General features: G+C 72.4%; 20 protein-coding genes. 13 read left to right on the top strand and 7 right to left on the bottom strand.

Annotated elements, in window-relative coordinates; translation table 11 throughout:
• Window positions 1-167 precede the first annotated feature (167 nt).
• The gene (locus BR70_RS22460) at window positions 168-1121 is read left to right on the top strand and encodes a hypothetical protein (RefSeq protein WP_051596905.1); all 954 of its coding nucleotides are present in this window, start codon (window positions 168-170) and stop codon (window positions 1119-1121) included.
• A gap of 118 nt (window positions 1122-1239) precedes the next feature.
• Here the strand turns inward: BR70_RS22460 and BR70_RS0113260 are convergent, their stop codons facing one another.
• On the bottom strand, window positions 1240-3027 hold the full coding sequence (locus BR70_RS0113260) for an acetyl/propionyl/methylcrotonyl-CoA carboxylase subunit alpha (RefSeq protein ID WP_027466463.1): 1788 nt from the start codon (window positions 3025-3027) through the stop codon (window positions 1240-1242).
• 79 nt (window positions 3028-3106) lie between these two features.
• On the bottom strand, window positions 3107-3901 hold the full coding sequence (locus BR70_RS0113265) for a Maf family protein (RefSeq protein WP_027466464.1): 795 nt from the start codon (window positions 3899-3901) through the stop codon (window positions 3107-3109).
• A gap of 14 nt (window positions 3902-3915) precedes the next feature.
• Here BR70_RS0113265 and BR70_RS0113270 point away from each other — a divergent pair, with 14 nt between their 5' ends.
• From BR70_RS0113270 to BR70_RS0113285, 4 genes are all read left to right on the top strand, one after another.
• On the top strand, window positions 3916-5175 hold the full coding sequence (locus BR70_RS0113270) for a class I SAM-dependent RNA methyltransferase (protein WP_027466465.1): 1260 nt from the start codon (window positions 3916-3918) through the stop codon (window positions 5173-5175).
• A 176-nt stretch (window positions 5176-5351) separates the two neighbouring features.
• On the top strand, window positions 5352-6071 hold the full coding sequence (locus BR70_RS0113275) for a response regulator transcription factor (RefSeq protein WP_051596906.1): 720 nt from the start codon (window positions 5352-5354) through the stop codon (window positions 6069-6071).
• A gap of 5 nt (window positions 6072-6076) precedes the next feature.
• Window positions 6077-7330 carry a sensor histidine kinase gene (locus BR70_RS20945; protein ID WP_051596907.1) on the top strand — a complete coding sequence of 418 codons (1254 nt, stop codon included), beginning with the start codon at window positions 6077-6079 and terminating at the stop codon, window positions 7328-7330.
• A complete protein-coding gene (locus tag BR70_RS0113285; RefSeq protein ID WP_027466467.1) occupies window positions 7327-8376 on the top strand; it encodes a hypothetical protein in 1050 nt (349 codons plus the stop codon). The genes BR70_RS20945 and BR70_RS0113285 overlap by 4 nt, the downstream gene beginning before the upstream one ends.
• Before the next feature lie 717 nt (window positions 8377-9093).
• Here the strand turns inward: BR70_RS0113285 and BR70_RS0113290 are convergent.
• On the bottom strand, window positions 9094-9348 hold the full coding sequence (locus BR70_RS0113290) for an acyl-CoA carboxylase subunit epsilon (RefSeq protein ID WP_051596908.1): 255 nt from the start codon (window positions 9346-9348) through the stop codon (window positions 9094-9096).
• Window positions 9348-10943 (bottom strand): acyl-CoA carboxylase subunit beta, encoded by a 1596-nt coding sequence (locus BR70_RS0113295; RefSeq protein ID WP_027466469.1) that lies wholly within the window; start codon window positions 10941-10943, stop codon window positions 9348-9350. The genes BR70_RS0113290 and BR70_RS0113295 overlap by 1 nt, the downstream gene beginning before the upstream one ends.
• Before the next feature lie 74 nt (window positions 10944-11017).
• On the opposite strand from BR70_RS0113295, the gene BR70_RS23355 reads away from it, so the two are divergent.
• From BR70_RS23355 to BR70_RS0113315, 3 genes are all read left to right on the top strand, one after another.
• The gene (locus BR70_RS23355) at window positions 11018-12373 is read left to right on the top strand and encodes a biotin--[acetyl-CoA-carboxylase] ligase (RefSeq protein WP_051596909.1); all 1356 of its coding nucleotides are present in this window, start codon (window positions 11018-11020) and stop codon (window positions 12371-12373) included.
• A gap of 82 nt (window positions 12374-12455) precedes the next feature.
• The gene (locus BR70_RS0113305) at window positions 12456-13763 is read left to right on the top strand and encodes a UDP-glucose dehydrogenase family protein (protein ID WP_027466470.1); all 1308 of its coding nucleotides are present in this window, start codon (window positions 12456-12458) and stop codon (window positions 13761-13763) included.
• A gap of 56 nt (window positions 13764-13819) precedes the next feature.
• Window positions 13820-15703 (top strand): hypothetical protein, encoded by a 1884-nt coding sequence (locus BR70_RS0113315; protein WP_051596910.1) that lies wholly within the window; start codon window positions 13820-13822, stop codon window positions 15701-15703.
• Here BR70_RS0113315 and BR70_RS0113320 read toward each other — a convergent pair.
• Both BR70_RS0113320 and BR70_RS20955 read right to left on the bottom strand, forming a co-directional pair.
• On the bottom strand, window positions 15681-17219 hold the full coding sequence (locus BR70_RS0113320) for a DUF2142 domain-containing protein (RefSeq protein WP_027466472.1): 1539 nt from the start codon (window positions 17217-17219) through the stop codon (window positions 15681-15683). The genes BR70_RS0113315 and BR70_RS0113320 overlap by 23 nt on opposite strands.
• A 10-nt stretch (window positions 17220-17229) precedes the next feature.
• The gene (locus tag BR70_RS20955) at window positions 17230-17748 is read right to left on the bottom strand and encodes a GtrA family protein (RefSeq protein ID WP_051596911.1); all 519 of its coding nucleotides are present in this window, start codon (window positions 17746-17748) and stop codon (window positions 17230-17232) included.
• Between the two features lie 113 nt (window positions 17749-17861).
• On the opposite strand from BR70_RS20955, the gene BR70_RS0113330 reads away from it, so the two are divergent.
• The 5 genes from BR70_RS0113330 to BR70_RS0113350 all read left to right on the top strand — a co-directional run bounded on the left by BR70_RS0113330 (window position 17862) and on the right by BR70_RS0113350 (window position 23895).
• Window positions 17862-18998 (top strand): 5-(carboxyamino)imidazole ribonucleotide synthase, encoded by a 1137-nt coding sequence (locus BR70_RS0113330; protein ID WP_027466473.1) that lies wholly within the window; start codon window positions 17862-17864, stop codon window positions 18996-18998.
• Between the two features lie 205 nt (window positions 18999-19203).
• Window positions 19204-21177 carry a glycoside hydrolase family 6 protein gene (locus BR70_RS23630; protein ID WP_051596912.1) on the top strand — a complete coding sequence of 658 codons (1974 nt, stop codon included), beginning with the start codon at window positions 19204-19206 and terminating at the stop codon, window positions 21175-21177.
• Window positions 21178-21287: 110 nt separating this feature from the next.
• Complete coding sequence (locus BR70_RS22475) at window positions 21288-22436, top strand: glycosyltransferase family protein (RefSeq protein WP_155896883.1); 1149 nt, start codon at window positions 21288-21290, stop codon at window positions 22434-22436.
• A gap of 54 nt (window positions 22437-22490) precedes the next feature.
• Window positions 22491-22958 (top strand): 5-(carboxyamino)imidazole ribonucleotide mutase, encoded by a 468-nt coding sequence (gene purE, locus BR70_RS0113345; protein ID WP_035809140.1) that lies wholly within the window; start codon window positions 22491-22493, stop codon window positions 22956-22958.
• Window positions 22959-23133: 175 nt separating this feature from the next.
• On the top strand, window positions 23134-23895 hold the full coding sequence (locus tag BR70_RS0113350; protein ID WP_027466475.1) for a glycoside hydrolase family 16 protein: 762 nt from the start codon (window positions 23134-23136) through the stop codon (window positions 23893-23895).
• Window positions 23896-23919: 24 nt separating this feature from the next.
• Here BR70_RS0113350 and BR70_RS0113355 read toward each other — a convergent pair whose 3' ends face one another.
• Window positions 23920-25062, bottom strand: coding sequence for a glycosyltransferase family 4 protein (locus BR70_RS0113355; protein WP_027466476.1), 1143 nt, complete (start codon window positions 25060-25062; stop codon window positions 23920-23922).
• Window positions 25063-25116: the final 54 nt, after the last annotated feature.

Raw genomic sequence — 25116 nt, forward strand, 5'->3', positions numbered from 1 at the left:
GCACAACCAAAGTGACCTCGAACCGCTCCCGCGCGCGGTTCGAGGTCACTTTGGTTGTGCGGAGTGCTGCGATGCCGAGTTCTCCCCAGCCAGTCCCGACGCGTGCTCCGTGCACATGTTCGTCGAGGAGCCCTCGGAGGGCAGCACGCCTGCGTGACGATGCCCGCATGACACGACTCACGATCATGCGCGGAGGATCGGCGGACACCAGCGGCCGGACCGGGCGGGTCCACCGCCAGCAATCTGACACGGGCCGCCTCGTCCGACTGACTCCCGGCCGCTTCGTCGACGCCGACGACTGGCGCCGCGCGACGCCCGGGGAACGGCACATGGCACGGGTCAAGGCCGTGCACGACCGGATCGCCGATCGGCTCGTGGTCTCGCACGCCTCGGCGGCCGCGCTCCACGGTCTGCCCTGGCGCGGTGAGTTCCCCGAGGTGGTCGAGGTGATCGATCCGCACCGGACGACGTCCCAGTCGCTCACCCACGTCCGGAAACGCCCGGGCAAGGGACGCGAACTGCGGACCCGGACGATGGTCACGAACGGGCGGCGACTGACGGACATGGTGAGCACGGTCGCTGACCTGGCGATCTCCTACGAGCTCCGGATCGCGGTACCGGCCATCGACGTCGCCCTGCAGTGCGGCGTCACCGAACAGGAGATCCGCGACGAACTCGAGCGACGCAGCGCGGTGCACGGACGGCACCGGGCACAGGTGGCGCTCGACCTCGCGGACGCCGCCAGTGGTTCACCGGGCGAATCCGTCGCCCGTGTGGCGCTCGACGAAGTCGGAGCTCCTCGGCCCGTCCTGCAGCAGGTCTTCCACGACAGTGCGGGGTTCATCGGCCGGGTCGACTTCTGGTTCCCCGAGCAGGGTGTGGTCCTCGAGTTCGACGGGCGGTCGAAGTACGTCGATCCGGCGCTCCGGGCAGCGGGCCGCTCGGCGGCCGACGTCGTGGTGGACGAGAAACGGCGGGAAGACCGGCTCCGGCGTCATCCCGAGGTCCGGGGCGTCGGGCGGTTCGGCTGGGCCGAGGCGAACGATGCCGAGTCGTTGCGGGCCGTCTTGCACGCCGTCGGGCTGCCGACGAGCATCCGTGCCTTCCACCATCTCCGATGACCGCGCCCGTGAGATCCCGTGGCACAACCAAAGTCACTCCGAACCGCGCAATGATCGGGTTCGAGGTGACTTTGGTTGTGCGACGCTGCCGCGCGGCGCGCGAGGAGGACAGCCCGGGCTACGCGAGCTCGAGCAGCACGTGACCGGACGAGACCGTCTGGCCGACCGGGGCGTTCAGGCCGGTGACGACGCCGTCCTTGTGGGCCTGCACGGGCTGCTCCATCTTCATGGCCTCGAGCACGACGAGCAGGTCGCCCTTCACCACGGTGTCACCCTCGGCGACCGCGAGCTTCACCACGGTGGCCTGCATCGGCGACGAGACGGACGACCCGGACTTCGCCAGGCCCCCGCGGACGGCCGACGAGCGGCGCTTCGGGGGAGCGGTGGGGCCGGCGGGACGACGACCGGCGAGACCGGCACCGGCAGCACCGCCACCGACGATCGACGGCATGGTGACCTCGATGCGCTTGCCCTGCACCTCGACGACGACGCTCTCGCGCGCAGCCGGGGCCGGAAGTTCCTCGGGGGAGCCGCTCCACGCCGGGATGTCGTTGACGAAGTCGGTCTCGATCCACTGCGTGTAGATGCTGAAGGGCTCGTCGTCGGCCGTCGCGAACGCCGGGTCCGACACCACGGCCCGGTGGAAGGGGAGCACGGTCGGCAGGCCGGTGACCTCGAACTCGGCGAGTGCACGACGCGATCGCTCCAGCGCCTCGGCACGGGTGGCGCCGGTGACGATCAGCTTCGCGAGCATCGAGTCGAACGAGCCGGACACGACGTCACCGGAGACGACGCCCGAGTCGACACGGACACCGGGGCCGGACGGTGCGTTGAAGGCGTGCACGGGGCCGGGCGCGGGGAAGAAGTTGCGACCCGGGTCCTCGCCGTTGATGCGGAACTCGAACGAGTGTCCCCGCGGCGTGGGGTCCGAGTAGTCGAGCACGCCGCCCTCGGCGATGCGGAACTGCTCGCGCACCAGGTCGATGCCGGTGACCTCTTCGGAGACGCAGTGCTCGACCTGCAGGCGGGTGTTCACCTCGAGGAACGACACGGTGCCGTCGGCGCCGATGAGGAACTCGCAGGTGCCGGCACCGACGTAGCCGACCTCGCGCAGGATCGCCTTCGACGACTCGTACAGCGCGGTCTGCTGCTCGGGCGTCAGGTAGGGCGCCGGGGCTTCCTCGACGAGCTTCTGGTGGCGACGCTGCAGCGAGCAGTCGCGGGTGGAGACGACGACGACGTTGCCGTGCTCGTCCGCCAGGCACTGGGTCTCGACGTGGCGCGGCTTGTCCAGGTACTTCTCGACGAAGCACTCGCCCCGACCGAACGCGGCGATCGCCTCACGCGTGGCGGACTCGAAGAGCTCCTCGACCGAGGCACGGTCGCGGACGACCTTCAGACCACGACCGCCACCGCCGAACGCCGCCTTGATCGCGACGGGCAGACCGACCTGGTCGACGAAGTCGAAGACCTCGGAGACGTCCTGCACGGGCTCGATGGTGCCGGGGGCGAGCGGCGCGCCGACCTTCTCGGCGACGTGGCGCGCGGAGACCTTGTCACCGAGGCGCTCGATCGATTCCGGCGACGGGCCGATCCAGACGAGCCCGGCGTCGATGACGGCGCGGGCGAAGTCGGCGTTCTCGGCGAGGAACCCGTAGCCGGGGTGCACGGCGTCCGCGCCGGAGCGGCGGGCGACCGAGATGATCTTGTCGATGACGAGGTACGTGTCGGCGCTCGTGGTGCCGTTCAGCGCGTAGGCCTCGTCGGCGAGGCGGGCGTGCAGGGCATCGCGGTCCTGGTCGGCGTAGACCGCGACCGATGCCTTGCCCGCGTCGCGGGCCGCGCGGATGATGCGGACGGCGATCTCGCCGCGGTTCGCGATGAGGACCTTGCTGATACGGGGCATGACACATCAGCGTATTCGTGCGGCGGGAGTGCGTTTTGACTGGCACCCACAAAGAACCACCCGGAACAGGTGCGGATGTCTACAGTGCCCACAGGTCGTGCCAGGCGATGCCGAAGCCCCGGAGGAGCATCGATCGCAGCACCGGCAGCGACATCCCGATCACGGCGGACGGTGCGCCGTCGATCCGCGTGATGTACGCGGCGGCCCGGCCGTCGATGGTGAAGGCACCCGCGACCTCGAGCGGCTCGCCCGTCGCGACGTACGCGTCGATCTCGTCGACGGACACGTCGTCGGCGAAGGTCAGCACCGCGCTGTCGACCGCGACCACGCGGTCGCCACCGGCGGCCAGCGCCGACCCGCCGGGCGCGACGGCACCCAGCTGCGGGACGCCGGCGGTGGACGTGACCAGGGACCGGACGGGAGGCGCGGTGCGGGCCGGTGCCGCGCCTCCAGGCCGTCCCGTGACCGGTTCCGGGTCCCGGTGCCGGTCGTCGCGTCGTCGATCGATCACGCAGTGTCCGCTCCACAGCGTCCCGCCGCCGGCGGCGAGCATCTGCCGCCAGCGCTCCCGGGCGACCGCGGGGTCGTGCGGCTTGCCGTACAGCTGTCCGTCGACCTCGAACGCGGAGTCCCCGCCGAACACGACCCCGTCGACCGGGGACCCGGCGACCGCGGAGTCGGCGACTGCGGACGCCTTGGCGACGGCGAGGAGCGAGACGAGCTCCGGTCCGGTCAGGGCGCGGCCGAGCGATGCCGCGGCGGCGGCGCCGAAGGCGTCCTCGTCGACGCCGGGGGATACGAGCACGGGTTCGATCCCGGACTGGGCGAGGAGTGCTCGGCGGGCGGGGGATGTACTCGCGAGGTACAGACGCATGGGACCATCTCACCATGGGTGAATCCGTCGGCACGCTGCTCGAACTCGACGTCACCGGGATCGCCCACGGCGGCATCTCGGTGGCACGACACGAAGGACGGGTGGTCTTCGTCTCGGACGCGATCCCCGGGGAGCGCGTCGTCGCCCGGGTGACCGAGGACCGCAAGAAGTCGTTCTGGCGCGCCGACACGGTCAGCGTCATCACGCCGAGCGAGCACCGCGTCGACCACGTCTGGCCCGAGGCCGCGCTCGAGCGTGACCCCGAGACGCGCCCGGGTGGTGCCGAGTTCGGTCACATCGCCCTCGCACACCAGCGCACGCTCAAGCACGACGTCCTCGTCGACTCGTTCGCGCGGTTCGCACGGATGGACCTCGCTGAGGTGCTCGGCCACGACGTCGTCGTCGAGGCCGCGCCCGGCGACGACGCGGCGAACGGCCTCGGCTGGCGCACCCGCGTCCGGCTGCACGTCGACGAGCAGGGCACCGCCGGCCCGTTCGCGGCCCGCTCCCACTCCGTCATCCCGGTCACCGGCCTGCCGCTCGCGACCGCCGTCGTGCAGCAGAGCGCCCCGCTCGGCCGCGGTGCGCTGCCGGGCTCCTCGGTCATCGACGTCCTCGCGCCGAGTGGCTCCGAGGGTGCGCGGCTCGTCATCGACGACCAGAAGCCCACCGTGGTGACCGAGGTCGTCGGGGAGCGCACGTTCCAGGTCGACGACAACGGGTTCTGGCAGGTGCACCGCGCCGCGGCGACCGTGCTCACCGAGGCCGTCCAGGACCTGGTCGACCGCGACCGCCTGGACCCCGAGGGCACCCACCTGGACCTGTACGGCGGTGTGGGCCTGCTCGCCGCCGCCCTCGGCGACCTGGTCGGCCCGAAGGCGCGCATCACGAGCGTCGAGAGCGCCGCCCGTGCCACCGAGCACGCGCAGGAGAACCTGTCTGAGTGGCTCGGCGCCCGCGCCGAGACCGGCCGCGTGGACCGCTGGCTGACGAACACGGTGGCGAACGCCTCGCGCGCCGAGAAGGACCGCTTCCGCGCCGGCACGATCGTGCTCGACCCGCCCCGCGCCGGTGCCGGTCGTGACGTCGTCGTGCAGATCGCGGCGCTCCAGCCGGAGCAGGTCGTCTACGTGGCGTGCGACCCGGTGGCGCTGGCCCGCGACGTCGCGACGTTCGCCGACCTCGGCTACCGGCTCGAAGCACTGCGGGCCTTCGACCTGTTCCCGCACACCCACCACCTGGAAGCCGTCGCGCGCCTGGTCCCCGCACGCTGAGGTCCGGTGGTCGCGCGAGGCCGGGTCCTTGCGTGTCGGGGTGTCCACCAATCGGCGGACCGGCCAGCGTGGCGCAGCCCAGAAGCCCCGCACCTGAGTCCGGGCTGGGTATCCTGGGTCGTTGATGGCACTCCGGTTTCAGGGGCCGGCGTCGCGCATCGGAACGAGAGGCCACTGTGGCAGCAGGAACGACAACCACCAGCACCGAGACGTCAGGGGCGGCCAGCAGGCCGGTCCGGGTCGCGATCGTCGACGACCACGAGTCCGTCCGACTCGGGATCCAGGCGGCGTGCCAGAACGAGGGGTTCGAGGTGGTGCTCACCGCCGCCAGCGTCCCCGAGTACGTCCAGAACCTCGACGGGCGAGAGGTCGACGTCGTCGTCCTCGACCTGTCCCTCGGTGACGGCTCGACCGTGACCGAGAACGTCAAGGGCGTGCAGGGGACGGGATCGGCGGTGCTCGTGCACTCCATCGCGGACCGTGTCGCCAACGTGCGTGAGGCGCTCGCAGCAGGGGCTGCAGGCGTCATCCCGAAGTCCTCGGCCACCAAGACCGTGATGGCCGCGGTCGCCACCGTCGCACGCGGTGACGTGCTCAACAACCTCGAGTGGGCGAGCGCCATCGACGCCGACCGCGACTTCGCGAAGGCGCAGCTCGGCCGCCGTGAGCGCGAGATCCTGCACCTCTACGCCTCGGGTCTCCCGCTCAAGCTCGCCGCCCAGCAGCTCGGCATCGGCTACTCGACGGCCCGTGAGTACCTCGACCGGATCCGCGTGAAGTACGTCGAGGTCGGTCGCCCGGCCCCGACGAAGGTCGACCTGCTGCGTCGAGCCGTCGAGGACGGGATCCTCCCCGGGCTCGACTCGGGCATCGACCCCGACGGCGACGGTCGCTGACACGGATGGCGACCGCGGCTGAGTCGGCGCGGACGGTCGTCGAACCGGCGCCGTTCGGCGCCGATCCGGCGCGCAGCGTCCGTGCCTCGATCACGCAGGCGTCGGTCGAGCGCGCGTTCGCGATCCTCCTCGCGATGGCGGCGATCGGCCTCGGCATCGTCGACGCGCCCGCGGTCCTGCAGCAGCTGCCGTACCTCGACCCGTTCTGGGGGCCGACGCTGATGCTCGCCCTCGCGGCGTCGTTCGTGTTCATCGGGGTCTCGGCCTTCGTGCAGCGGGTCGCGCAGCTGGCGCAGATCGTCTGCGCGCTGCTGTTCCTCGTCGTGCTCGTGACGTGGACGGCGACCGTGCAGGAGTCCATCCCGTCGGCGCAGCAGCCGTGGCCGTGGTGGTTCTGCACGGTCGGCTGCACGGCGGCGGCGATGGGCTTCGCCACGTGGCGTGCGACGGTCTACACCGCGCTCGTGCCGGCGGTGTACGTCGTCATCCGGCTCAGCCCGCTCGGCGGCGACGTCGGGGTCCTCGCCGTCCTGCTCGACGGCGTCTACACGGCGCTGCTCAGCGGCGCGGTGCTCGTCATCGCCGTGGTGCTGCGGCGTGCGGCCACGTCGGTCGACACGGCGCAGTCCACGGCCGTGCGGCGGTACTCGCTCGCCATCCGGGAACACGCCACCGAGGTCGAGCGGGTCCAGGTGGACGCCATCGTGCACGACAGCGTGCTCACGACGCTGCTCTCCGCCGCCCGTGCCGACACGCTCGAGGCCAAGACCCTCGCCGCGCGGATGGCCCGGAACGCGATCGACCACCTCGAGGCAGCGGCCACCGACGGTCCCGGCGACGTCGCGCCGGTCGCCCTCGGGGAACTCCGGGCGCGCATCCGCGAGGGGGTGGGTGCGTTGCCCGCCCCGGTCCGCCTCGTCCCGACGCCGACCGGGTCGGTCCGCCTGCCCGCTTCGGTCGCCGACGCGCTGGCCTCGGCGGCGCTGCAGGCCGCGGTGAACAGCGTGCAGCACGCCGGCGACGCTGACGTCTCCCGCTGGGTCCGCATCGAGCAGCAGGGCCAGGGGGTGCTCGTCGAGGTCGGTGACGACGGCCGCGGGTTCGACGTCGCGGCCATCCCCGCCGAACGGCTCGGTGTCCGTCGCTCCATCGTGGAGCGGGTCGCGACCGTCGACGGTCGCGCCGAGGTGCACACCGCACCGGGCGAGGGCACCCGCATCGTGCTGACGTGGTCGCCGGCCGCGAGGACGACCGCATGAAGGTCTCCCTGCCGGCGAGCATCGCCCTCGGCCTGGCGTCGCTGTTCTCCGTCTACCACCTGGTCCTCGCCGCGGCCACGCTGCCGCGCGTCGACCAGGTCGCCCCGATCATCGCCTGCATGGTCCTGTACGCCGCGGCCACCGGCCTGGCACTCTTCGTCCCCGGCAGGGTCCTGCCGGTCTGGACGGCCTGCTTCTCGCTCGCCACCGCGATCGTGATGCCGGTGATCGCCGCCCCCGTCCTCGTCGAGGGTCGCGGTCCTGGGTCCGCCACCTGGTGGATCGCGGCCATCGGCACACTCATGGTGGTGCTCGTCGTGCGCGGCCGCGGACCCTTCGCATGGGCCGGCGTGCTGTTCCTGACCGTGTACACCGTCGCCTGGGCCGGTCTCGGCTCGCTCGGTGGGCTCGGGGTGGTCGGCAGCGTCGCCTGGGTCGCGATCGCCACGGTCTTCGCCGCCGCGATGAGCCGCGCCATCCGGAACACCCGTGAGCTCGTCCTCGCCGAGCAGGAGACCGCCGACTGGCAGGCCGCGCAGGACGCCCACGTGTTCGAGCGGCAGTTCCGGCTGAGCCAGACCACCCGGATGGCCCTGCCGATGCTGCAGCGCATCATCGACTCCTGCGGCGACCTCGACGACGCCGACCGTGCCGAGTGCCTGCACCTCGAGCAGGCTATCCGCGACGAGATCCGGGGCCGGTCCCTGTTGTCCGACGACGTCCGCGACGAGGTGATGCGTCTGCGTCGCCGCGGCGCGACCGTGCAGCTGCACGACGACGGCGGGCTCGACGACCTGGACGCCCCGGACATCCGCCGCATCCACGCCCGCGTCGCCGAGGCGCTCCGGCAGGCCCGCGACGCCGACAACGTCATCGTGCGGACGGTCGGCGAGGGGTCCGACTCCGCGGTGACCGTCGTCGGACTCCGCCTCGACGGCGCGGCCAGCGAGTCCGCGGCGCTCGGAGCGGGGCTGGACGACGACGACGGTGACGAGGACGACTCCGTCGCACTCTGGCTGGAGATCCCGCGGCACGAGCCGGCGTAGCGCCCGCTGAGCGCGGCACGCGCGCGCGTTCCGCGACGATGCACCACGTGATCGACAGGTGGATCGTCGCGAACGCGGTGCGGACGGCGTTGCGGACGCGCGTGGTGCGCCGGGCGTGCGGGCGGCGCTGGACGTGATGGGGGACAGCCGGGAGGCCCGTGGCGGCCCCCGGCACGGGCCTCCCGGCCGTCACGTGGTGCGCCGGGCTGGCGCGTGCGCGGACGCGACCATGTCGGTGTCGTACGACGTCGACGGTGTCGTTCGGACGCGTGCGCAACGGTTGCGCACGCGCGGAAGCGACCGTGTCGGTGTCGTACGACGTCGACGGTGTCGTTCCGCGTCGGCATCGGTGTCGCCCCCGCAGCCGCTGCAGCACCCGCCCGCAGCCGCCACACGCCCCGGAAACGGGGAACGGGCCGGTCGGATACCGACCGGCCCGTTCACGACCCGAGGCTGAGCGACAACCCGAATGTCGCCCTGCCTCGCAGCGGGCGGTGGCTTCGTACCCTAGTCGGCCACCGTCCTGCGATGTCTTTCGTTGAAGGACACCGAACACCAACTACTATGCCCACGCACGAGCTGCGTGTCAGTCGTCATTATGGGGGACAATTTCGGCAGTTCCGGTCCGTATCGGCTGAACGTGTCCCCCGAGTGAGGGGATACCGACCGGGAAGTGCGCCCTGCAACCCTTCCGGTCGCGCGCGCACCAGGGGTACATCAGCGGAGCGATCGGCCCCAGGCGCCCGGTCCGTGGTCGAGCGGGCGGCGCAGTCCGCGGGCCGCGGCGTCCCACCCCGTGCGGGGCTCGACGACCACGGCGGCGCGTCCGGCTGCTGCGGCTTCGTCGGCCTGGCGCTGCAGGACGGCCACCACGGCGGCGAGCTCCTCGGGCGTGGGGTCGCCGGAGACCACCCGGACGTCCGCCACCGAGGCGGGCTCGTCCGAGGGCACGGCTGCTGCGTGTCGGCCCATCAGAGGGGGATGTTCCCGTGCTTCTTCGGGGGCAGCGTGGCGCGCTTGCCCCGGAGTGACCGGAGGGCCTTGATGACCGACACCCGGGTGGCGTGCGGCTGGATGATGCCGTCGAGCTCACCGCGCTCGGCCGCCAGGTAGGGCGACGCGACGTTGTACGTGTACTCGTTCGCGAGCTTCGTGCGGACCGCGGCGACGTCCTCGCCGGACTCCTCGGCGCGCTTGATCTCGGCGCGGTACAGGATGTTGACGGCACCCTGGCCGCCCATGACGGCGATCTCGGCGGTCGGCCACGCCAGGTTGATGTCGGCACCGAGCTGCTTCGAGCCCATCACGATGTACGCGCCGCCGTAGGCCTTGCGGGTGATGACGGTGACGAGCGGGACGGTGGCCTCGGCGTAGGCGTACAGCAGCTTCGCGCCGCGGCGGATGACGCCGGTCCACTCCTGGTCGGTGCCGGGCAGGTAGCCGGGCACGTCCACCAGGGTCAGGATCGGGATGCCGAAGGCGTCGCAGAACCGCACGAAGCGGGCGGCCTTCTCGCCGGCGTCGATGTTCAGCGTGCCGGCCATCGCCTGCGGCTGGTTCGCGATGATGCCGACCGTGCGGCCCTCGACCCGGCCGAAGCCGATCAGGATGTTCGGCGCGAAGAGCGGCTGGACCTCGAGGAACTCACCGTCGTCGACGATGTGCTCGATGATCGTGGTGACGTCGTACGGCTGGTTCGTCGAGTCCGGGATCACGAGGTCGAGCTCGTGGTCGGCGTCGGTGGTCTCGAGCTCCGGGGCGACGTCGTAGGCCGGCGGGTCGGACAGGTTGTTGTCCGGCAGGAACCCGATGAGCGAGCGCGCGTAGTCGAGCGCGTCGGTCTCGTCCTCGGCCAGGTAGTGGGCCACGCCGGAGACCGCGTTGTGGGTCTGCGCGCCACCGAGCTCCTCGAAGCCGACGTCCTCGCCCGTGACGGTCTTGATGACGTCCGGACCGGTGACGAACATGTGGCTGGTCTTGTCGACCATGATGACGAAGTCGGTGAGGGCGGGGGAGTACACCGCACCGCCGGCCGCCGGGCCCATCACGATGGAGAGCTGCGGGATGACGCCGGAGGCCTGGGTGTTCAGGCGGAAGATCTCGCCGTACTTGCCGAGCGCGACGACGCCTTCCTGGATGCGGGCGCCGCCGGAGTCGAGGATGCCGATGATCGGCACGCCCGTCTTCAGCGCGTGCTGCATGACCTTGATGATCTTCTCGCCGGCGACCTCGCCGAGGGACCCGCCGAAGACCGTGAAGTCCTGGGCGTAGACCGCGACGTTGCGGCCGTGGATCGTGCCGACGCCGGTGACGACCGCGTCACCGTAGGGGCGCTTGGCGTCCATGCCGAACGACGTGGTGCGGTGGCGCACGAACTCGTCGAACTCCACGAAGGAGTTCGGATCGAGCAGCTGCTCGATGCGTTCGCGCGCGGTGCCCTTGCCCTTCGCGTGCTGCTTGGCGATGGCGGATTCGCCCGCGGCGGTCACGGCCTCGTGGTACCGGTCGCGGAGGTCGGCCAGCCGGCCGGCCGTCGTCGACAGATCGGGGGTGTCTCCTGAAGTCACCCGCTCACCCTACCGGCGGGTGGGACGCTGCCGGTTGGAGGACCCCCACGGTTCCTGCCCGTACATTTGCGTGCATGTCCACATCCCCGTCGCCGTCGTTCCCCGCCACCAGCGAGGCGGTCCGGTCGGCGGGCGCGACGATCACCACCCCCGCCGAGACCGGGTCCACCAACGCGGACCTGCTCGCCGCCGCCCCGGAGCAGCAGCACGGCAGTGTCCTTGCGACCCTGCACCAGACCGCGGGCCGGGGTCGGCTCGACCGCACCTGGACCGCTCCGGCCGGTGAGACGCTCGCCGCCAGCGTGCTCGTCCGTGCGGACCTGGACGACCACGACCGCGGCTGGCTGCCGCTGGTCGCCGGCGCGGCGATGCGCGACGCGATCGCGTCGGTCCTGCCCGCCGGCGCGGACGTCGTGGTGAAGTGGCCGAACGACGTGCAGGTCGCCGGGGACAAGGTGTGTGGGATCCTCTGCCAGGTCGCCGCCGACGGCAGCGTCGTGGTCGGGGCCGGCGTGAACCTGACGATCCCGGCTGATCGGCTGCCCACCCCGACGTCCACCTCTCTCCTGCTCGCCGGCGCGGTCGACGACGCACCCGCCCTGGCCGACGCGGTCCTGTCCGCCTTCGTGCGGTCCGTCCTGGAGGCGGTGGCCGGCCTGGTCACGGGTGGTCCCGCCGCCGAGACGGTCCGGTCCCACGTCCGCGCCGCGTGCGGCACCATCGGTCGCCGCATCCGCCTCGAGCTGCCGGACGGCACCGTCGAGGAGGCCGACGCGACCGGCATCGACGACGCCGGTCGCATCACGATCCGGGACCAGGCGGGGCGCACCAGGGGCGTCGCGGTGGGAGACGTCACCCACCTGCGGTATGCACATGACGGCATGACCGCCGAGCCCCCGCCCGAACGTGTCGTCGCGCGCCTGCGACCGCACGCTCGTCGGCTGGTGCGCCCGGCGGTGTTCGTCGTGCTCGTCACCGCGGCCGGGGGGTTCGGCTTCGGCGTGTTCCAGGCGCAGCTGGCGTGGCTGAACGCCGTCGTCGCGCTCGTCGTCGTGGTGCTCGTCGTGTTCGGCGGCGCCGTCCCGCTGTTCCGCTGGATGTCGGAGCGGTACGTCGTCACCACCCGTCGCCTGGTCGTGGTCAACGGACTCGGCACGCGGACGCGGCGGGAGCTGCTGCACTCCCGCGGCTACGACGTCACCGTGCGGCGCCGCGGGCTGCAGGGGCTGTTCCGCTCTGGCGACGTGCTCGTGTTCCCCGGGGACGACCCGGCGGTGGTCCTCGCCGACGTGCCGCACGCCGACCTCGTCGTCGCCGTCCTGCACGACCTGGTGGAGGCGTACGAGGCCAGGCGCCGGCACCGTGAGCCGGACTGGGACGAGATCGTCGGCGGTCCGGACCGTCCGCCGTGGGGTGACGTGCGGGCCTGACCCCGGCCGGTGCGGGCGTCGCCGCGGGCGTCGCTGCGGCGCCGTGATGAGAGTTCGGCGAGAAACCGGTACCGTCTTCGACGTGCGTATCTCAGTGATCGGCTGCGGCTACCTCGGTGCCGTGCACGCCGCCTCCATGGCCAAACTCGGACACGAGGTCGTCGCCGTGGACGTCGACCCCACCAAGATCGAGCGGCTCGCTGCGGGCGAGGCCCCCTTCTTCGAGCCGGGCCTGCCCGAGATCCTGACCGAGGCCCTCGAGTCCGGTCGGATCCGCTTCACCACCGACATGGCCGAGGTCGCCGGCGCCCGCGTGCACTTCCTCGCCGTCGGCACCCCGCAGGGTCCGACCGGTGCCGCAGACCTGACCTACGTGGACGCCGCCGTCGCCGCGCTCACCCCGCACCTGTCCGCCGGCGAGTTCGTCGTCGGCAAGTCGACCGTGCCGGTCGGCACCGCCGCACGCCTGGCCGCCGAGGTCAGCGAAGCCGTCCCCGGTGCCACCCTCGTCTGGAACCCCGAGTTCCTGCGTGAGGGCTTCGCCGTGCAGGACACCATCGCGCCGGACCGCTTCGTCTACGGTGTGCCCGACGGCGAGGCCGGCGAACAGGCCGTCGCCGCCCTCGACGAGGTCTACGCCGAGGCGCTGTCCATCGGCACGCCCCGACTCGTCGTCAACCTGCCCACCGCCGAGCTCGTGAAGATCAGCGCCAACGCGTTCCTCGCCACGAAGATCTCGTTCATCAACTCGATGGCCGAGATCGCCGAGGTCGCCGGTGCCGACGTCACGGCGCTCGCCGACGCGATCGGCCACGACGCCCGCATCGGCCGGAAGTTCCTCAACGCCGGCCTCGGCTTCGGTGGCGGCTGCCTGCCGAAGGACATCCGTGCGTTCCAGGCGCGGGCGAACGAGCTGGGCGTCGGGGAGTCCCTGGCGTTCCTGGCCGACGTCGACGCCACGAACCTGCGCCGTCGCGCCCACGTCGTGGAGCTGGCCCAGGAGCTGCTCGGCGGGGTCGTCAGCGGCAAGCGCGTCGCGGTGCTCGGCCTGGCCTTCAAGCCGAACTCCGACGACGTCCGCGACTCGCCGGCCCTCGACATCGCGGCCCGCCTGCACGAACTCGGCGCCGTCGTCTCGGCGTACGACCCCGAGGCCGTCGTCACCGCGCGCCGCGTGCGCCCCGAGCTCGACTACGTCGAGAGCGCGGCCGAGGCACTGGGGGGAGCGGAGCTGGTGCTCGTGCTCACCGAGTGGACCGAGTTCCGCGAGCTCGACGCGACCGCCGCCGCCGCGCTCGTGGCGTCACCCGTCGTCATCGACGGCCGCAACTGCCTCGATCGCGACGCCTGGACCGCGGCGGGCTTCACGTACCGCGGCATGGGGCGCTGAGCATCATCCCGGGGGGCGGCAGCACGGGCATCGCGGACACAGACACGGGGACGACCGTGCCGCCACGTGCTGTCGCGCACGCGGCCGGGCCACGGACGCGGGAGCGGGAGCGTCACCGTCGTCGGTTCGGCGCGTTCCACGAGGGGCGGCACCCGTCGCGTTCCTCGATCCTGGCCAACGCTGCGCTGCTGCTCGTCGCCGCGGTCCTGGTCGGCGTCGTGGCCTACCGCACGCGGCTCGAGGTGACCAACATCGACGGCATCTCGTACATGTCGATCGCCGAGCAGTACGCCGGCGGGCACTGGGCCGAGGCGGTCAACGGCTACTGGTCCCCGATGGTCTCCTGGCTGATGGCGCCGTTCATGGTGATGGGGTTCGGACCGAGCACGGCGTTCGGGATCGTGAACCTGGCGGCGAGCACCGCCGTGATGGGCGTCGGCGCGTGGCTGCTGCTGCGGACGACCGGCAACGGCTGGACCGCCGCGTGGTCGATCGTGGCGACCGCCCCGCTGATGCTGGCGAACGTCGCCCTGCAGACGCCGGACACCCTCGTGCTGCTGTGGGGCCTGCTCTTCGTGTGGTCGTTGCTCGCGGCGGACCGCGCCTGGCACGGCTCGGTCCGGCGCATCGTCGTGGCCGCGGCGGTCGTCGGACTGGTGTGCGCCATCGGGTACTGCACGAAGGCGTTCCTGGTCCCCGTGTTCCTCGTGGTGGTGCCGTCGTGGGCGCTCGTCCGGTGGTTCCAGGACCGGCGGGACGCACGAGAACCGCGGTCGCTGCTGCTGCCGGTGGTCGCGCTCCTGACGGCGGTGCTGTTCTCCGCGCCCTGGGTGGGGGCACTGTCGGCCAAGTTCGGTGGCATCGAGCTCGGATCGTCACTGACGGTCAACGTCTCGAAGAAGTTCTCCGACTCGTCCGGCAAGGACTACCAGGAGGTCCGGATCCCCGCGCCGCCGAACGGGCTGGCGGTGTCGCCGAACGAGGACCGCACACCGTCGCTGTACGAGGCCGGCGTGTACACCGCCGAGCGCGAGCTGCCGGTCCGGCTGCCTGCCGGCACGCCGGTCGCGGCCGAGCCCGACGAGAGCAGCACGACGACGCTCGTCGGCAAGGTCCGGTACTACGTCGAGCAGCGCCTCGAAGCGCTGCCCTTCTACTTCACCCGCATCGGCTCGTTCGCGCCCTTCGCCCTGGCCATCGGGGTGGTGTTCGTCGGTGCGGCCGTCGCCGGGGTGGTGCACTACCGGCGGTTCGTCTTCACGAGCATCGTCGGGCTGTTCTCCGGCGTGTACCTGCTCGGGTACGCGGGCATCGCGACGGTGGAGTCGTTGGGCGGCAACGCGCGGTACTACCTGCCGCTCTTCACGGGTTCGGTGCTCGTCGCCGGAGCTCTGCTGCCCACTTTCTGGCGCACGGTGCGGCGCGGTCGACGCATCCGCAAGGTCGTCGCCGTCCTCGGCTGTGTGCTGGTCGTGGTCGCTTCGTACAGTCAGAACGTGAACGGTGTCCGCGCCCCGTTCTCGACGTACGAGGTCCGCCCGTCGGGCATCCCGGCCGGACAGGTCCTCGGCGAGGTCATCCACCCCGACGAGCCGCTGGTCGACGCGCTCCTGGCGTCCGACGTCATCCCCGCCGGCAGCAGGATCCTCGGCACGAACACCCGCAACACGGTGCTCGTGGCGTTCCGGCTCGGTGCCCAGATGTACGGCGAGGACGGGCAGGCGTACGACTACCAGGACCCGGCCTTCGTCGGCCTGCTCCGCGAAGCGGACGTGCAGTACTTCCTGAACTACACGAACCCGCGCGACCCGCAGGTCCGCGACTACTCCGCCATCGGACCGGTGGTCGGCACGTTCCCGGTCTACCAGGTCTGCTCGGACGCCAAGGGAGCCCCGCAGCAGTCCTGCTCGGTGGACGTCATCCAGGTCGCCGAGCGCTGACCGAGACGGGCCACGGCCGCCACACCCCGCCCACGCCGACCGTGATCCCGGCGGCGACGAGGACGGCGACCAGGAGCACCACGGCGAACGGCACCGGACCGGTGGCCCCGTACCGCGCGACGCTCGTTGCCGACAGGGGACCGTCGGCGGCGTTCCAGAACCAGGCGCTGACGACGGAGAGCCCCCAGAGCCCCACCGCCGGCAGCGCGACGGCGAGCGACCGGGTCAGCACGATCCGGCCGGAGCCCGGCCCCGTGAGCCGCCGCCACGCGAGGGCGCTGAGCGCGACGAGGCACAGGAGCGCGGGGAACAGGTAGCGGCCCTGGGTGCCGGCCACCTCGGTCGTGTCCAGGTACGCCCGGGCGCTGCTCGCGGTCTGCAGGAGCAGCAGGAGTCCGGGGAACACCGCGAGGCACACCGCCGGCACCAGGGTGGGTCCGCGCCGGAACGCCCAGCCGACGAGCACGACGAGCGCGACGGCGGTCAGGACGGCCGTCAGGGTGTCACCGATGCTCACCTGCGCCCGCTGCCCGGGGGACCCCCAGAACGTCCGCGCGAGCGTTCCCCAGCTGACGTCGAGGAAGTGCCCGGGCGACGGGTGCTCACCCGCCGGGAACGGACGGTCCGGCCGGATCGCGGCGTAGCCGTCGGGCTGCAGGGTGTGGATCACGAGGAGGTTGCGCACCCACCACCACCCACCGATCGCCCCCGCCACGACGAGTGCGGCGGCCGTCCGGAGGGATCGTGCACCACCGGTCAGCGTGCCTGCTCCGGCGACGAGCACCACGAGCGCCACGAAGGGGATCGCCGGCAGCCCCGTGCCCTTCGTCGCGACGAGGAGTCCGAGCGCCACGGCGAGGGCGAGCAGGGTCCGGCGGCGGAGGTCGCCCGTGAGCAGCCGGGTCGCGAGCCACACCACCGTGCCTCCGAGCAGGAGCACCGGGGCGTCGTTCGTCACCGACGCCCCGACGGACGCCAGCTGCGGCAGGGCGAACAGTGCGAGGGCGCCGAACAGTGCCGCGCGCGGCGAGCGCGTCAGGCGGCGGACCGCTGCCCACGTCAGCAGCGCGAGCGGGGTCACGAGCGCGGCGTCGACGAGCCGGAGGGCGACGAGCGCGTGGTCCCAGCGCAGCGAGCCGTGGTGCAGGACCCGGAGCACGGCGGCGTCCGCCAGGTACGCCGTCGGGGGGTGCTGGGTCATCTGGTTCACCGTTCCGGAGTCCCCGGGGTGTTCCTGCAGCAGCGCGCTGACGGTCGACCAGGACGACGCATCCCCGGAGGCCTGCTCCTGCTGCGCGGCCCCGACGGCGTTCGACACGTGCAGGGTGCCCGGGTCGGGCCACCCGGAGCCGGTCGCGACGTGCAGGGCGGCGTCGAAGTGGGCCGGCTCGTCCGGTGCCTGGAACGCCGGGACGACGAGCGCCCAGAGGACGAGCCAGAGGCCGAACGCGGCGGTCAGCACCGCGGTCCGCAGGGCCTCCGCCCGGGTGACGAGGGGGTGCGGTGCGTGCTGCATCGCTCCGAGACTACTGGCCGGACGCCTCGGACCGGGACGTCGCGGCGACGGTCGCGTCCTCGACGGTGTCGGCTCCGGCGCGCTCGTCCGGTCCGGTGCGTCCGACGCGTTCCGGGTGGTAGACCCACACCTTGTAGAGCCAGAAGCGGAACACGGTGCCGAGCAGCAGCCCGATGACGTTGCCGGAGACGTTGTCGGCCAGCGCCGACGTGAAGCCGAGGACGTAGTGGGAGACGGCGAGGCAGCCGAGCGAGATGACCATGCCGCCGAGGGACACGACGACGAACTCGACCCCCTCGCGGGTGGCCACGGCCCGTCGCTGCTCGCGGAACGTCCAGTACCGGTTGCCCATCCAGTTGACGAAGATGGCGACCGTCGTGGAGACCACCTTCGCCCAGAACGGTCCCGAGTGCACGTCGTCCGGGTTCAGCAGGGTCGACCGCAGCACGTTGAACACCGTGGTGTCCACGACGAAGCCGACGGCACCGACGACGCCGAAGCGTGCCAGCTGGGCGATGAGGCGCCGCACGAGCCCTCCAGGATCCGTAGAGTTGTGACCGGTCGTGCAGAGCGCGACCCGAACAGCGATTGTAGACAACGCGTTCACACCATGCGGTGGGAACGCCGGAAGGATCACACAGCATGGCGTTGCGCGTCGGGGTCATCGGTGGGGGACAGCTGGCACGGATGATGGTGCCGGCCGCGGTCGAACTGGGGATCGACATCCGGGTGCTCGCCGAGGGGCCGGGCATGTCCGCAGGCATCGCCGCCACCGCCGAGGGCGACTACCACGACGCCGCCACGGTGCTCGAGTTCGCCCGGCAGGTCGACGTCGTGACCTTCGACCACGAGCACGTGCCGCAGGACGTCCTGCGCAGCCTGGTCGACGCGGGCGTGGCGGTCCACCCCGGTCCGGACGCGCTGGCCGTCGCCCAGGACAAGATCACCATGCGCCGCCGGCTGAGCGAACTCGGCTTGCCGGTGCCCGACTGGGCCGCCGTGCACGGTCCCGACGAACTCCGTGCCTTCCTCGCCGAGCACGGTGGCCGAGCCGTCGTCAAGACGCCGCGGGGCGGCTACGACGGCAAGGGAGTCCGGGTGGTCTCGGACGCGTCCGACGTCGACGACTGGTTCATCGCCGTGGCCGAGGCCGGCGGCGACCAGGCCCTCCTGGTCGAGGAGCTCGTCCCCTTCACCCGCGAGCTCGCGCAGTCCGTGGCACGCCGCCCCTCCGGGCAGGTCGTCGCCTGGCCGCTCGTCGAGACCGTGCAGCGCGACGGGGTCTGCGCCGAGGTCATCGCACCCGCTCCGGACAGCGCCGGCCGGATCGCCGACCTGACCGAGTCGATCGCCGTCCGCATCGCAGAAGAACTGGGGGTGACCGGCGTGCTGGCCGTCGAGCTGTTCCAGACCGACGACGAACGCATCCTGATCAACGAGCTCGCGATGCGTCCGCACAACACCGGGCACTGGACCATCGACGGCGCCACCACGAGCCAGTTCGAGCAGCACCTGCGAGCGGTCCTCGACCTGCCGCTCGGAGCCACCGGCTCGTTCGCCCCGGCGTCCGTCATGGTGAACGTGCTCGGCGGACCCGCTGACGGCGACCTCGCCGCCCGGTACCCCGCAGCGCTCGAGGCCTTCCCCGAGGCGAAGTACCACTTCTACGGCAAGGCGCCCCGGCCCGGCCGGAAGATCGGGCACGTCACGGTGCTCGGTGACGACGTCGACGACGTCGTGTACCGCGCCCGCGCGGCCGCAGCGCACTTCGACGACTGAGGTCGCGTCCTCGACGTGACCGGATGACGTCACTGGAGGCCCGTGGCGACGCCGTCACGGGCCTCCCGTAGCGTCCCGGGTGCGGGACGCACTTGTCGGCCGCTCTGCGGACACCCCCTCGGGTGGCACCCGGTCGGGAGGCTGGCGGGGGCCGGGAGCGCGTGTTCCCCTGGAACGGTCCGTGCCCACCGTCCAGGGAGTCCCCATGCGCCGCCGTCCGCGCCGTGCCGCCGTCTGCGGCGCCGCCGTCGCCCTCGTCGCAGCCGTCGCCGGCCTGCTGCCGACCGCGTCCGCGTCCGCAGCGCCCTCGGCCTCGACCATCCGCTCGGCCACGTCCGCGTCGCTCTACGGCGCCGGGCCGTACCGGTCGCCGACGAGCGAGGCCGCGAAGGCGCAGGCAGCCCTCGCCGCCACCGACCCGGCCGGAGCCGCTGCGGCGGGGACCATCGCCGGCCACCCCGTCGCCACCTGGCTCGGCGACTGGAGCCAGGGGACGCAGCTGACCAAGACGATCAGCACCGCCCTCACGGGGGCCGAGCAGTCCGGTACCACCCCCGTGTTCGTGCTCTACGCGATCCCGGACCGCGACTGCGGCGGGTACTCCGCCGGGGGCTTCGACGAGCGGTCCTACGACGCCTGGGTCGACCAGGTCACCGCGGCGCTCGCCGGGCACCGTGCAGCCGTCATCGTCGAACCGGACTCGCTCGCGATGCTCAGCAACGCCAAGTGCAGCACCGCGCTCGACGAGCAGCGCTACCGCATCCTGTCCCGCACCGTCGCCGGGCTGACCGCCGCCGGGGTCCCCGCCTACCTGGACGCCGGCAACTCGAACTGGGTGCAGCCGGCGCTGATGGCGTCGCGGCTGAACAGTGCGGGCGTGCAGCAGGCCCGCGGGTTCTTCACGAACGTCGCGAACTACTACCCGACCGCGCAGGAGCAGGCGTACGCGCAGAAGGTGTCCGCCGCGACCGGGGGCTCGCACTACGTGATCGACACCTCGCGCAACGGGCAGGGCTGGCGCGGCACCTGGTGCAACGGGCCGGGTGCCGGTCTGGGCACCTCGCCCCGGGTGGTGTCCGACAGCACGGCGCTCGACGCCCTGCTGTGGGTGAAGACCCCCGGCGCGAGCGACGGCACCTGCAACGGTGCCCCGGCTGCAGGCAAGTGGTTCTCTTCCTACGCGCAGGCGCTGGTCGCGAACGCCCGGCTCGGGGTGCCCACCGCGGACCTGGCACCGCGCGGTGCGCTCGAGGCCGTCGTCGGTGCCGGCGGCGGAGTCCGCGTGCGCGGCTGGGCCTTCGACGAGGACGACCCGACGCAGCCGGTCCGGGTCCGGGCGACGGTGGACGGTGTCGCCGCCGGCGTGCTGAGCGCGGACCGCACCCGCCCGGACGTCGACGCGGCGTACGGCGTCGGGGAGCCCCACGGGTTCGACACCGCGGTGCCGGCCGCCGAGGGCCTCCGCCGCGTCTGCGTCACCGCGGTGAACATCGGCGCGGGGTCCGACGCCGAGCTCGGGTGCGTGCAGGTGCGTGCCCTCCGGCACGACCCCTACGTCGGCCTCGAGTCGGTGACCGTCGCGGTCGGTGGCGTCGCCGTGACGGGCTGGGCGTTCGACGGGGACGCTCCGGACACGGCCAGCACGGTCGCGTTCACAGTCGACGGACGGGTCGTCGCGTCCCGGTCCGCCGGTCGGGCCCGGGCCGACGTCGACCGGACCTGGGGCGCCGGTCCCGCGCACGGGTTCGCCGAGATCGTGGCCTCGGGGGCGGGGAAGCACACCGTGTGCGCGATCGCCCGGAACATCGACGGCGGCGCGGACCGGACGGCGAGCCCGTGCCGGAGCGTCACGGTGCCCGTCGCGGCCCCGGTCGGCCGGAGCGAATCAGCGTCGTCGGGATCGGCTGGCCGCGTCAGCGTCCGGGGGTGGGCGTTCGACCGCGACGCCGTGCAGCGTCCGGTCACGGTCCGTGTGAGCGTCGGCGGCCGGGTCGTCGGCAGTCTCGTCGCCGACCGGCAGCGCAGCGACGTCGACCGTGTCCACGGCGGCGGCGAGCACCACGGGTTCACCGGGTCGGTGCCGGTCGCGTCCGGGAAGCGATCGGTGTGCCTCACCGCGGTCGGGATCGGGAAGGGCGGCGACACGTCGCTGGGCTGCGCGACGGTGCAGGTGCGCTGACCGCCACCGCGACCGCGACCGCGACCGCGACCGCGACCGCGAGGGCGAGCGGAGCGGTCGCCTGGGCGGGTGCGGCTGCGACCGTCCGGCGGGTGCGGGAGAATGGCGCCATGCCGCGTGATCTCGTCCGCCGGGCCGTCCGTCGGCTCCGCCGCGCCGTCGTCGGTGCGCCGCGTCCCGATGCCGAGCACGAGCGTCAGCCCGAGCAGCAGCAGGCGACGGCCACTCCGGCCGTGCCGCTGCCGGTCCTCGGGTACGTCGTCGCGGGCGGGGGCGGTGCTCACCCCGCGTCCGCCCACGTCCGCGTCGTGCGCCGGGTGGAGCACCTGTCAGACGCCGGTGCCGCCGAGGTCCGACAGGTCGATCCCGTGGCCTTCGTCGCTGGCGCCGACACCACCGCGTACACCGCGGTCCTCGTGCAGCGCGACGTCCTGCCGCGCACCGTCGTACAGCCCTTCCTCGAGACCGCGGCGCGGCGGGGGATCCGGGTGGTGGCCGAGGTCGACGACGACTTCTTCACGGTGTCCGGCCGGGCACGACTGGCCCGTGCCGAGTACGACCCGGACCGCCTGGCCTCCATCGACGCCCTGGTGCGCGGCGCCGACACCGTGATCGTGAGCACGCCGGAGCTCGCCGAGGTGGTGCGTCCGGTCGCCCGGCACGTCGTGGTCGTGCCGAACGCCCTCGACCCGGGGTTGTGGACCTCCGGCGCGACCGAGGACGACGACGAGCGGCCGGCCGGCGAGCACCGCGTGCTGTACATGGGAACGCTCACCCACGCCGCCGACCTCGAACTGCTCCGGGACGTCTTCGCCGACCTGGCCACCGCCGACGGCACCCCGATCCGGCTCGAGGTCATCGGCGTCACCGAGGACGGCGACGCCGACTGGTTCCGCCGGATCGAGGTGCCCGACGGGCACTACCCGGCGTTCTCCCGCTGGCTCGTCGCCCACCGCGCGCGCTGGCGTGCGGGAGTCGCGCCGCTGCGGGACGAGGAGTTCAACCGCGCGAAGAGCGACCTGAAGTTCCTGGAGTACACGGCACTCGGGCTGCCGGCCGTGGTCTCCGACCGGCCGTCGTACGCCGTGGCCGAGCGGTACGGAGCGGTCGGGGTCCCCGACGACGTCGACGCCTGGCGGGTAGCCGTCCGCGGCGCGGTCGAGCGTGGGGCGCCCGACGAACGGGCCGAGCGGTGGGTCCGCGACGCGCGGACGATCGGCCGTGACGGTGACACCTGGCGGCGGGTGCTGCTCGGCTAGGCTCGGCGTGTGACCGACTCCGCAGCCCCAGCACAGCCGCTCGTCTCGATCATCATGGGGTCGGACTCCGACTGGCCGACCATGCGGGCCGCGGCCGACATCCTCGCCGAGCTCGGCATCCCGTTCGAGGCGGACGTGGTGTCCGCGCACCGCACGCCCGACAAGATGAACCGCTTCGCCAGGGGTGCCGCCCAGCGGGGCATCCGTGTCGTGATCGCCGGTGCCGGTGGGGCTGCCCACCTGCCCGGCATGGTGGCCTCGATGACGACGCTGCCCGTGATCGGCGTGCCCGTCCAGCTGGCACGGCTCGACGGACTCGACTCGCTCCTGTCGATCGTCCAGATGCCGGCCGGCATCCCGGTCGCGACGATGGCGATCAACGGCGCGGCGAACGCCGGACTGCTCGCCGCGCGGATCATCGGGTCCTCCGAGCCCGGTGTCGCGGCGCGGCTCACGGAGTACGCCGAAGGACTCGAGCGCCTGGTCGAGGAGAAGGCCGCGCGCCTCCGCGACTCCCTCTGACGTCCGCTGCGCTCCCCGTACCGTTCGACACCCCTCGTACTGGGGACGCCCTGGCGAAGTCAACCCCCCGCGCAGGATGGACAACGCAACTACCGTGGACCCCGGACGGCCGAGGGCCGGCCGTCCGGCACCCACGGGAACGGGTGCGAATCGTCATGTCAGGGAGTGACAGCTCATGCAGAAACGCGCGATCACGAGAGCCGCACTCTCCGTCGTGCTCCTGGGAGTCGTGCTGGTCGCCGGGCCGTTCGGTCAGGTGAGCGCCGCCTCAGCAGCGAACACCTCCGCGCCGGTCGGGAACATCGGCAAGTTCAAGCAGACGTTCCGCGAGGACTTCCGGACGACCGCGGCGGCCAAGGGGAAGTTCGCCGCGTCCTACGCGAAGTCGTGGCAGCCCTACCCCGACGGGACGGGCGGGATGTACTACTCGGGGACGCAGATCAGTGCGATCAACGGGAACATGGACGTCCGTCTCGACGGCAAGCGCGGGTCAGCCGGCACGTTCGGCTCGCCCACGGGCGCGTGGGGACACAAGGGCGGGAAGTTCACGGTGCGCGCCATGGCCGCCGGCGGCAACGGGAACGGTGCCGCCTTCATGCTGTGGCCGACGTCGGACAAGTGGTCGGACGGGGAGATCGACTACCCGGAGGCCAACTTCGAGTCCGCACCGATGCTGCACCACCACTCGATGACGCCCGGACGTGAAGCGACGGCGACCAGCCTGAGCACCGGGACGACGTGGCGCTCGTGGCACACCTACTCGATCGAGTGGATCCCCGGGAAGTCCGTGTCGTACTCGCTCGACGGGAAGGTCATCAAGACGGTCACCAGGGACGTCCCGACCACCGCGCACCGCTACATGTTCCAGGTGGGCAACTGGGGCGGGGTCGGCCACCTGTACATCGACTGGGTCACGACCTACTCGTACACGGGCTGACCGCCGGACGGCAGCTGCACGCCGTCAGAGGTCGGCGTGCAGCTGCCAGGTCTCGGCGGCGGAGTCGCTCCAGTCGTACATGCGTGCGCGATCGGGGCCGGCGACGGCCAGCTGCCCGGCGAGCAGGGGATCGTTGACCACCTGGTAGACGGCCTGCGCGAGCCGCTCCGGGTAGGACTCCTTCGGACCGATGGCGACGGTGACACCGGCGTCGGAGGCGACCTCGGACACGGCGGGGTCGTCCGAGTGCACGACCGGGGTGCCGAAGCTCATCGCCTCGATGACGGGCAGCCCGAACCCCTCGGCCAGGCTCGGGAACACGAACACGGTGGCCCGGTCGTAGACCACGGCGAGGTCGGCGTCGTCGATCCGCCCGAGCACCTTCACCCGGTCACGCGAGAGACCGGCTCGTTCCGCCGTGCCGTACACGTCGACGTCGCCCCAACCGTCCGGGCCGGAGATGACGAGCGGGATGTCCGTCGGCGCGTCGGGGTGCGCCATCGCCTCGATCAGGGATCCCAGCGCCTTCCGTGGCTCGAGCGTGCCGACGGCCAGCACGTACCGCTCCGGCAGCCCGAGCCGCTCGGCGCGGAGATCGGCGTCGACGGGAAGCCGGAGCCGCCCGCTCGGCGCTCCGCCGATGACCCGGAGCCGGTCGTCGAACCGGTGGATCTCGTTGAGCGCACTCGCCACCGCGTGGGTCGGCACCACCACGGCGTCGGCGTGCTTCCACGCACGCTTGACCATCGCCTTGTGGAAGTGCACGCCGCGCGGCGTCAGGGTCTCGGGGTTGGTCCACGGGACCGTGTCGTGCACGGTGACGACGGTCTGCCGGCCCGGGTCCTGGAAACGGTCGTGCCGGACCAACGGGGCGAGCACGCTCGGGGCGTGCACCATGCCCTTCGCCACGCTGCCGACGATCCCGCCCTGCCAGGCGAGGGAGAGCTCGCGGCGCGGGAGCGGCAGCCGGTCGAGGTCGGCTAGCCCGGGCAGCAGGGTCCGGATGTGGGTGAGTTCGTCGCGGCCCACCGCCGAGACGACGCCGGACACCTCGCAGCCGGCGGGGGCGTGCTCGATGAGGTGGCGGGTGAGCTCTTCGGCGTACCGACCGATGCCTCCGGGGACCGGGGCGACGACCTGGTCCACGATGACGTGGAGCGTTGTCATGTGGTGCGCCTCCTCGTGGTGCTGCCGTGCGCGCGGCGCGGCCGAACGCCGACC

The organism is Curtobacterium sp. UNCCL17 (assembly GCF_000686685.1).
GTDB lineage: Bacteria > Actinomycetota > Actinomycetes > Actinomycetales > Microbacteriaceae > Curtobacterium > Curtobacterium flaccumfaciens.

Coding starts and splice junctions, on each gene's coding strand:
- BR70_RS22460 (WP_051596905.1), top strand. CDS start 168: ATGACACGACTCACGATCATGCGCGGAGGATCGGCGGACACCAGCGGC.
- purE (WP_035809140.1), top strand. CDS start 22,491: ATGGGGTCGGACTCCGACTGGCCGACCATGCGGGCCGCGGCCGACATC.
- BR70_RS0113350 (WP_027466475.1), top strand. CDS start 23,134: ATGCAGAAACGCGCGATCACGAGAGCCGCACTCTCCGTCGTGCTCCTG.
- BR70_RS20945 (WP_051596907.1), top strand. CDS start 6,077: ATGGCGACCGCGGCTGAGTCGGCGCGGACGGTCGTCGAACCGGCGCCG.
- BR70_RS0113265 (WP_027466464.1), bottom strand. CDS start 3,901: ATGCGTCTGTACCTCGCGAGTACATCCCCCGCCCGCCGAGCACTCCTC.
- BR70_RS0113320 (WP_027466472.1), bottom strand. CDS start 17,219: ATGCAGCACGCACCGCACCCCCTCGTCACCCGGGCGGAGGCCCTGCGG.
- BR70_RS23630 (WP_051596912.1), top strand. CDS start 19,204: ATGCGCCGCCGTCCGCGCCGTGCCGCCGTCTGCGGCGCCGCCGTCGCC.
- BR70_RS22475 (WP_155896883.1), top strand. CDS start 21,288: ATGCCGCGTGATCTCGTCCGCCGGGCCGTCCGTCGGCTCCGCCGCGCC.
- BR70_RS0113330 (WP_027466473.1), top strand. CDS start 17,862: ATGGCGTTGCGCGTCGGGGTCATCGGTGGGGGACAGCTGGCACGGATG.
- BR70_RS0113260 (WP_027466463.1), bottom strand. CDS start 3,027: ATGCCCCGTATCAGCAAGGTCCTCATCGCGAACCGCGGCGAGATCGCC.
- BR70_RS0113285 (WP_027466467.1), top strand. CDS start 7,327: ATGAAGGTCTCCCTGCCGGCGAGCATCGCCCTCGGCCTGGCGTCGCTG.
- BR70_RS0113270 (WP_027466465.1), top strand. CDS start 3,916: ATGGGTGAATCCGTCGGCACGCTGCTCGAACTCGACGTCACCGGGATC.
- BR70_RS23355 (WP_051596909.1), top strand. CDS start 11,018: ATGTCCACATCCCCGTCGCCGTCGTTCCCCGCCACCAGCGAGGCGGTC.
- BR70_RS0113355 (WP_027466476.1), bottom strand. CDS start 25,062: ATGACAACGCTCCACGTCATCGTGGACCAGGTCGTCGCCCCGGTCCCC.
- BR70_RS0113290 (WP_051596908.1), bottom strand. CDS start 9,348: ATGGGCCGACACGCAGCAGCCGTGCCCTCGGACGAGCCCGCCTCGGTG.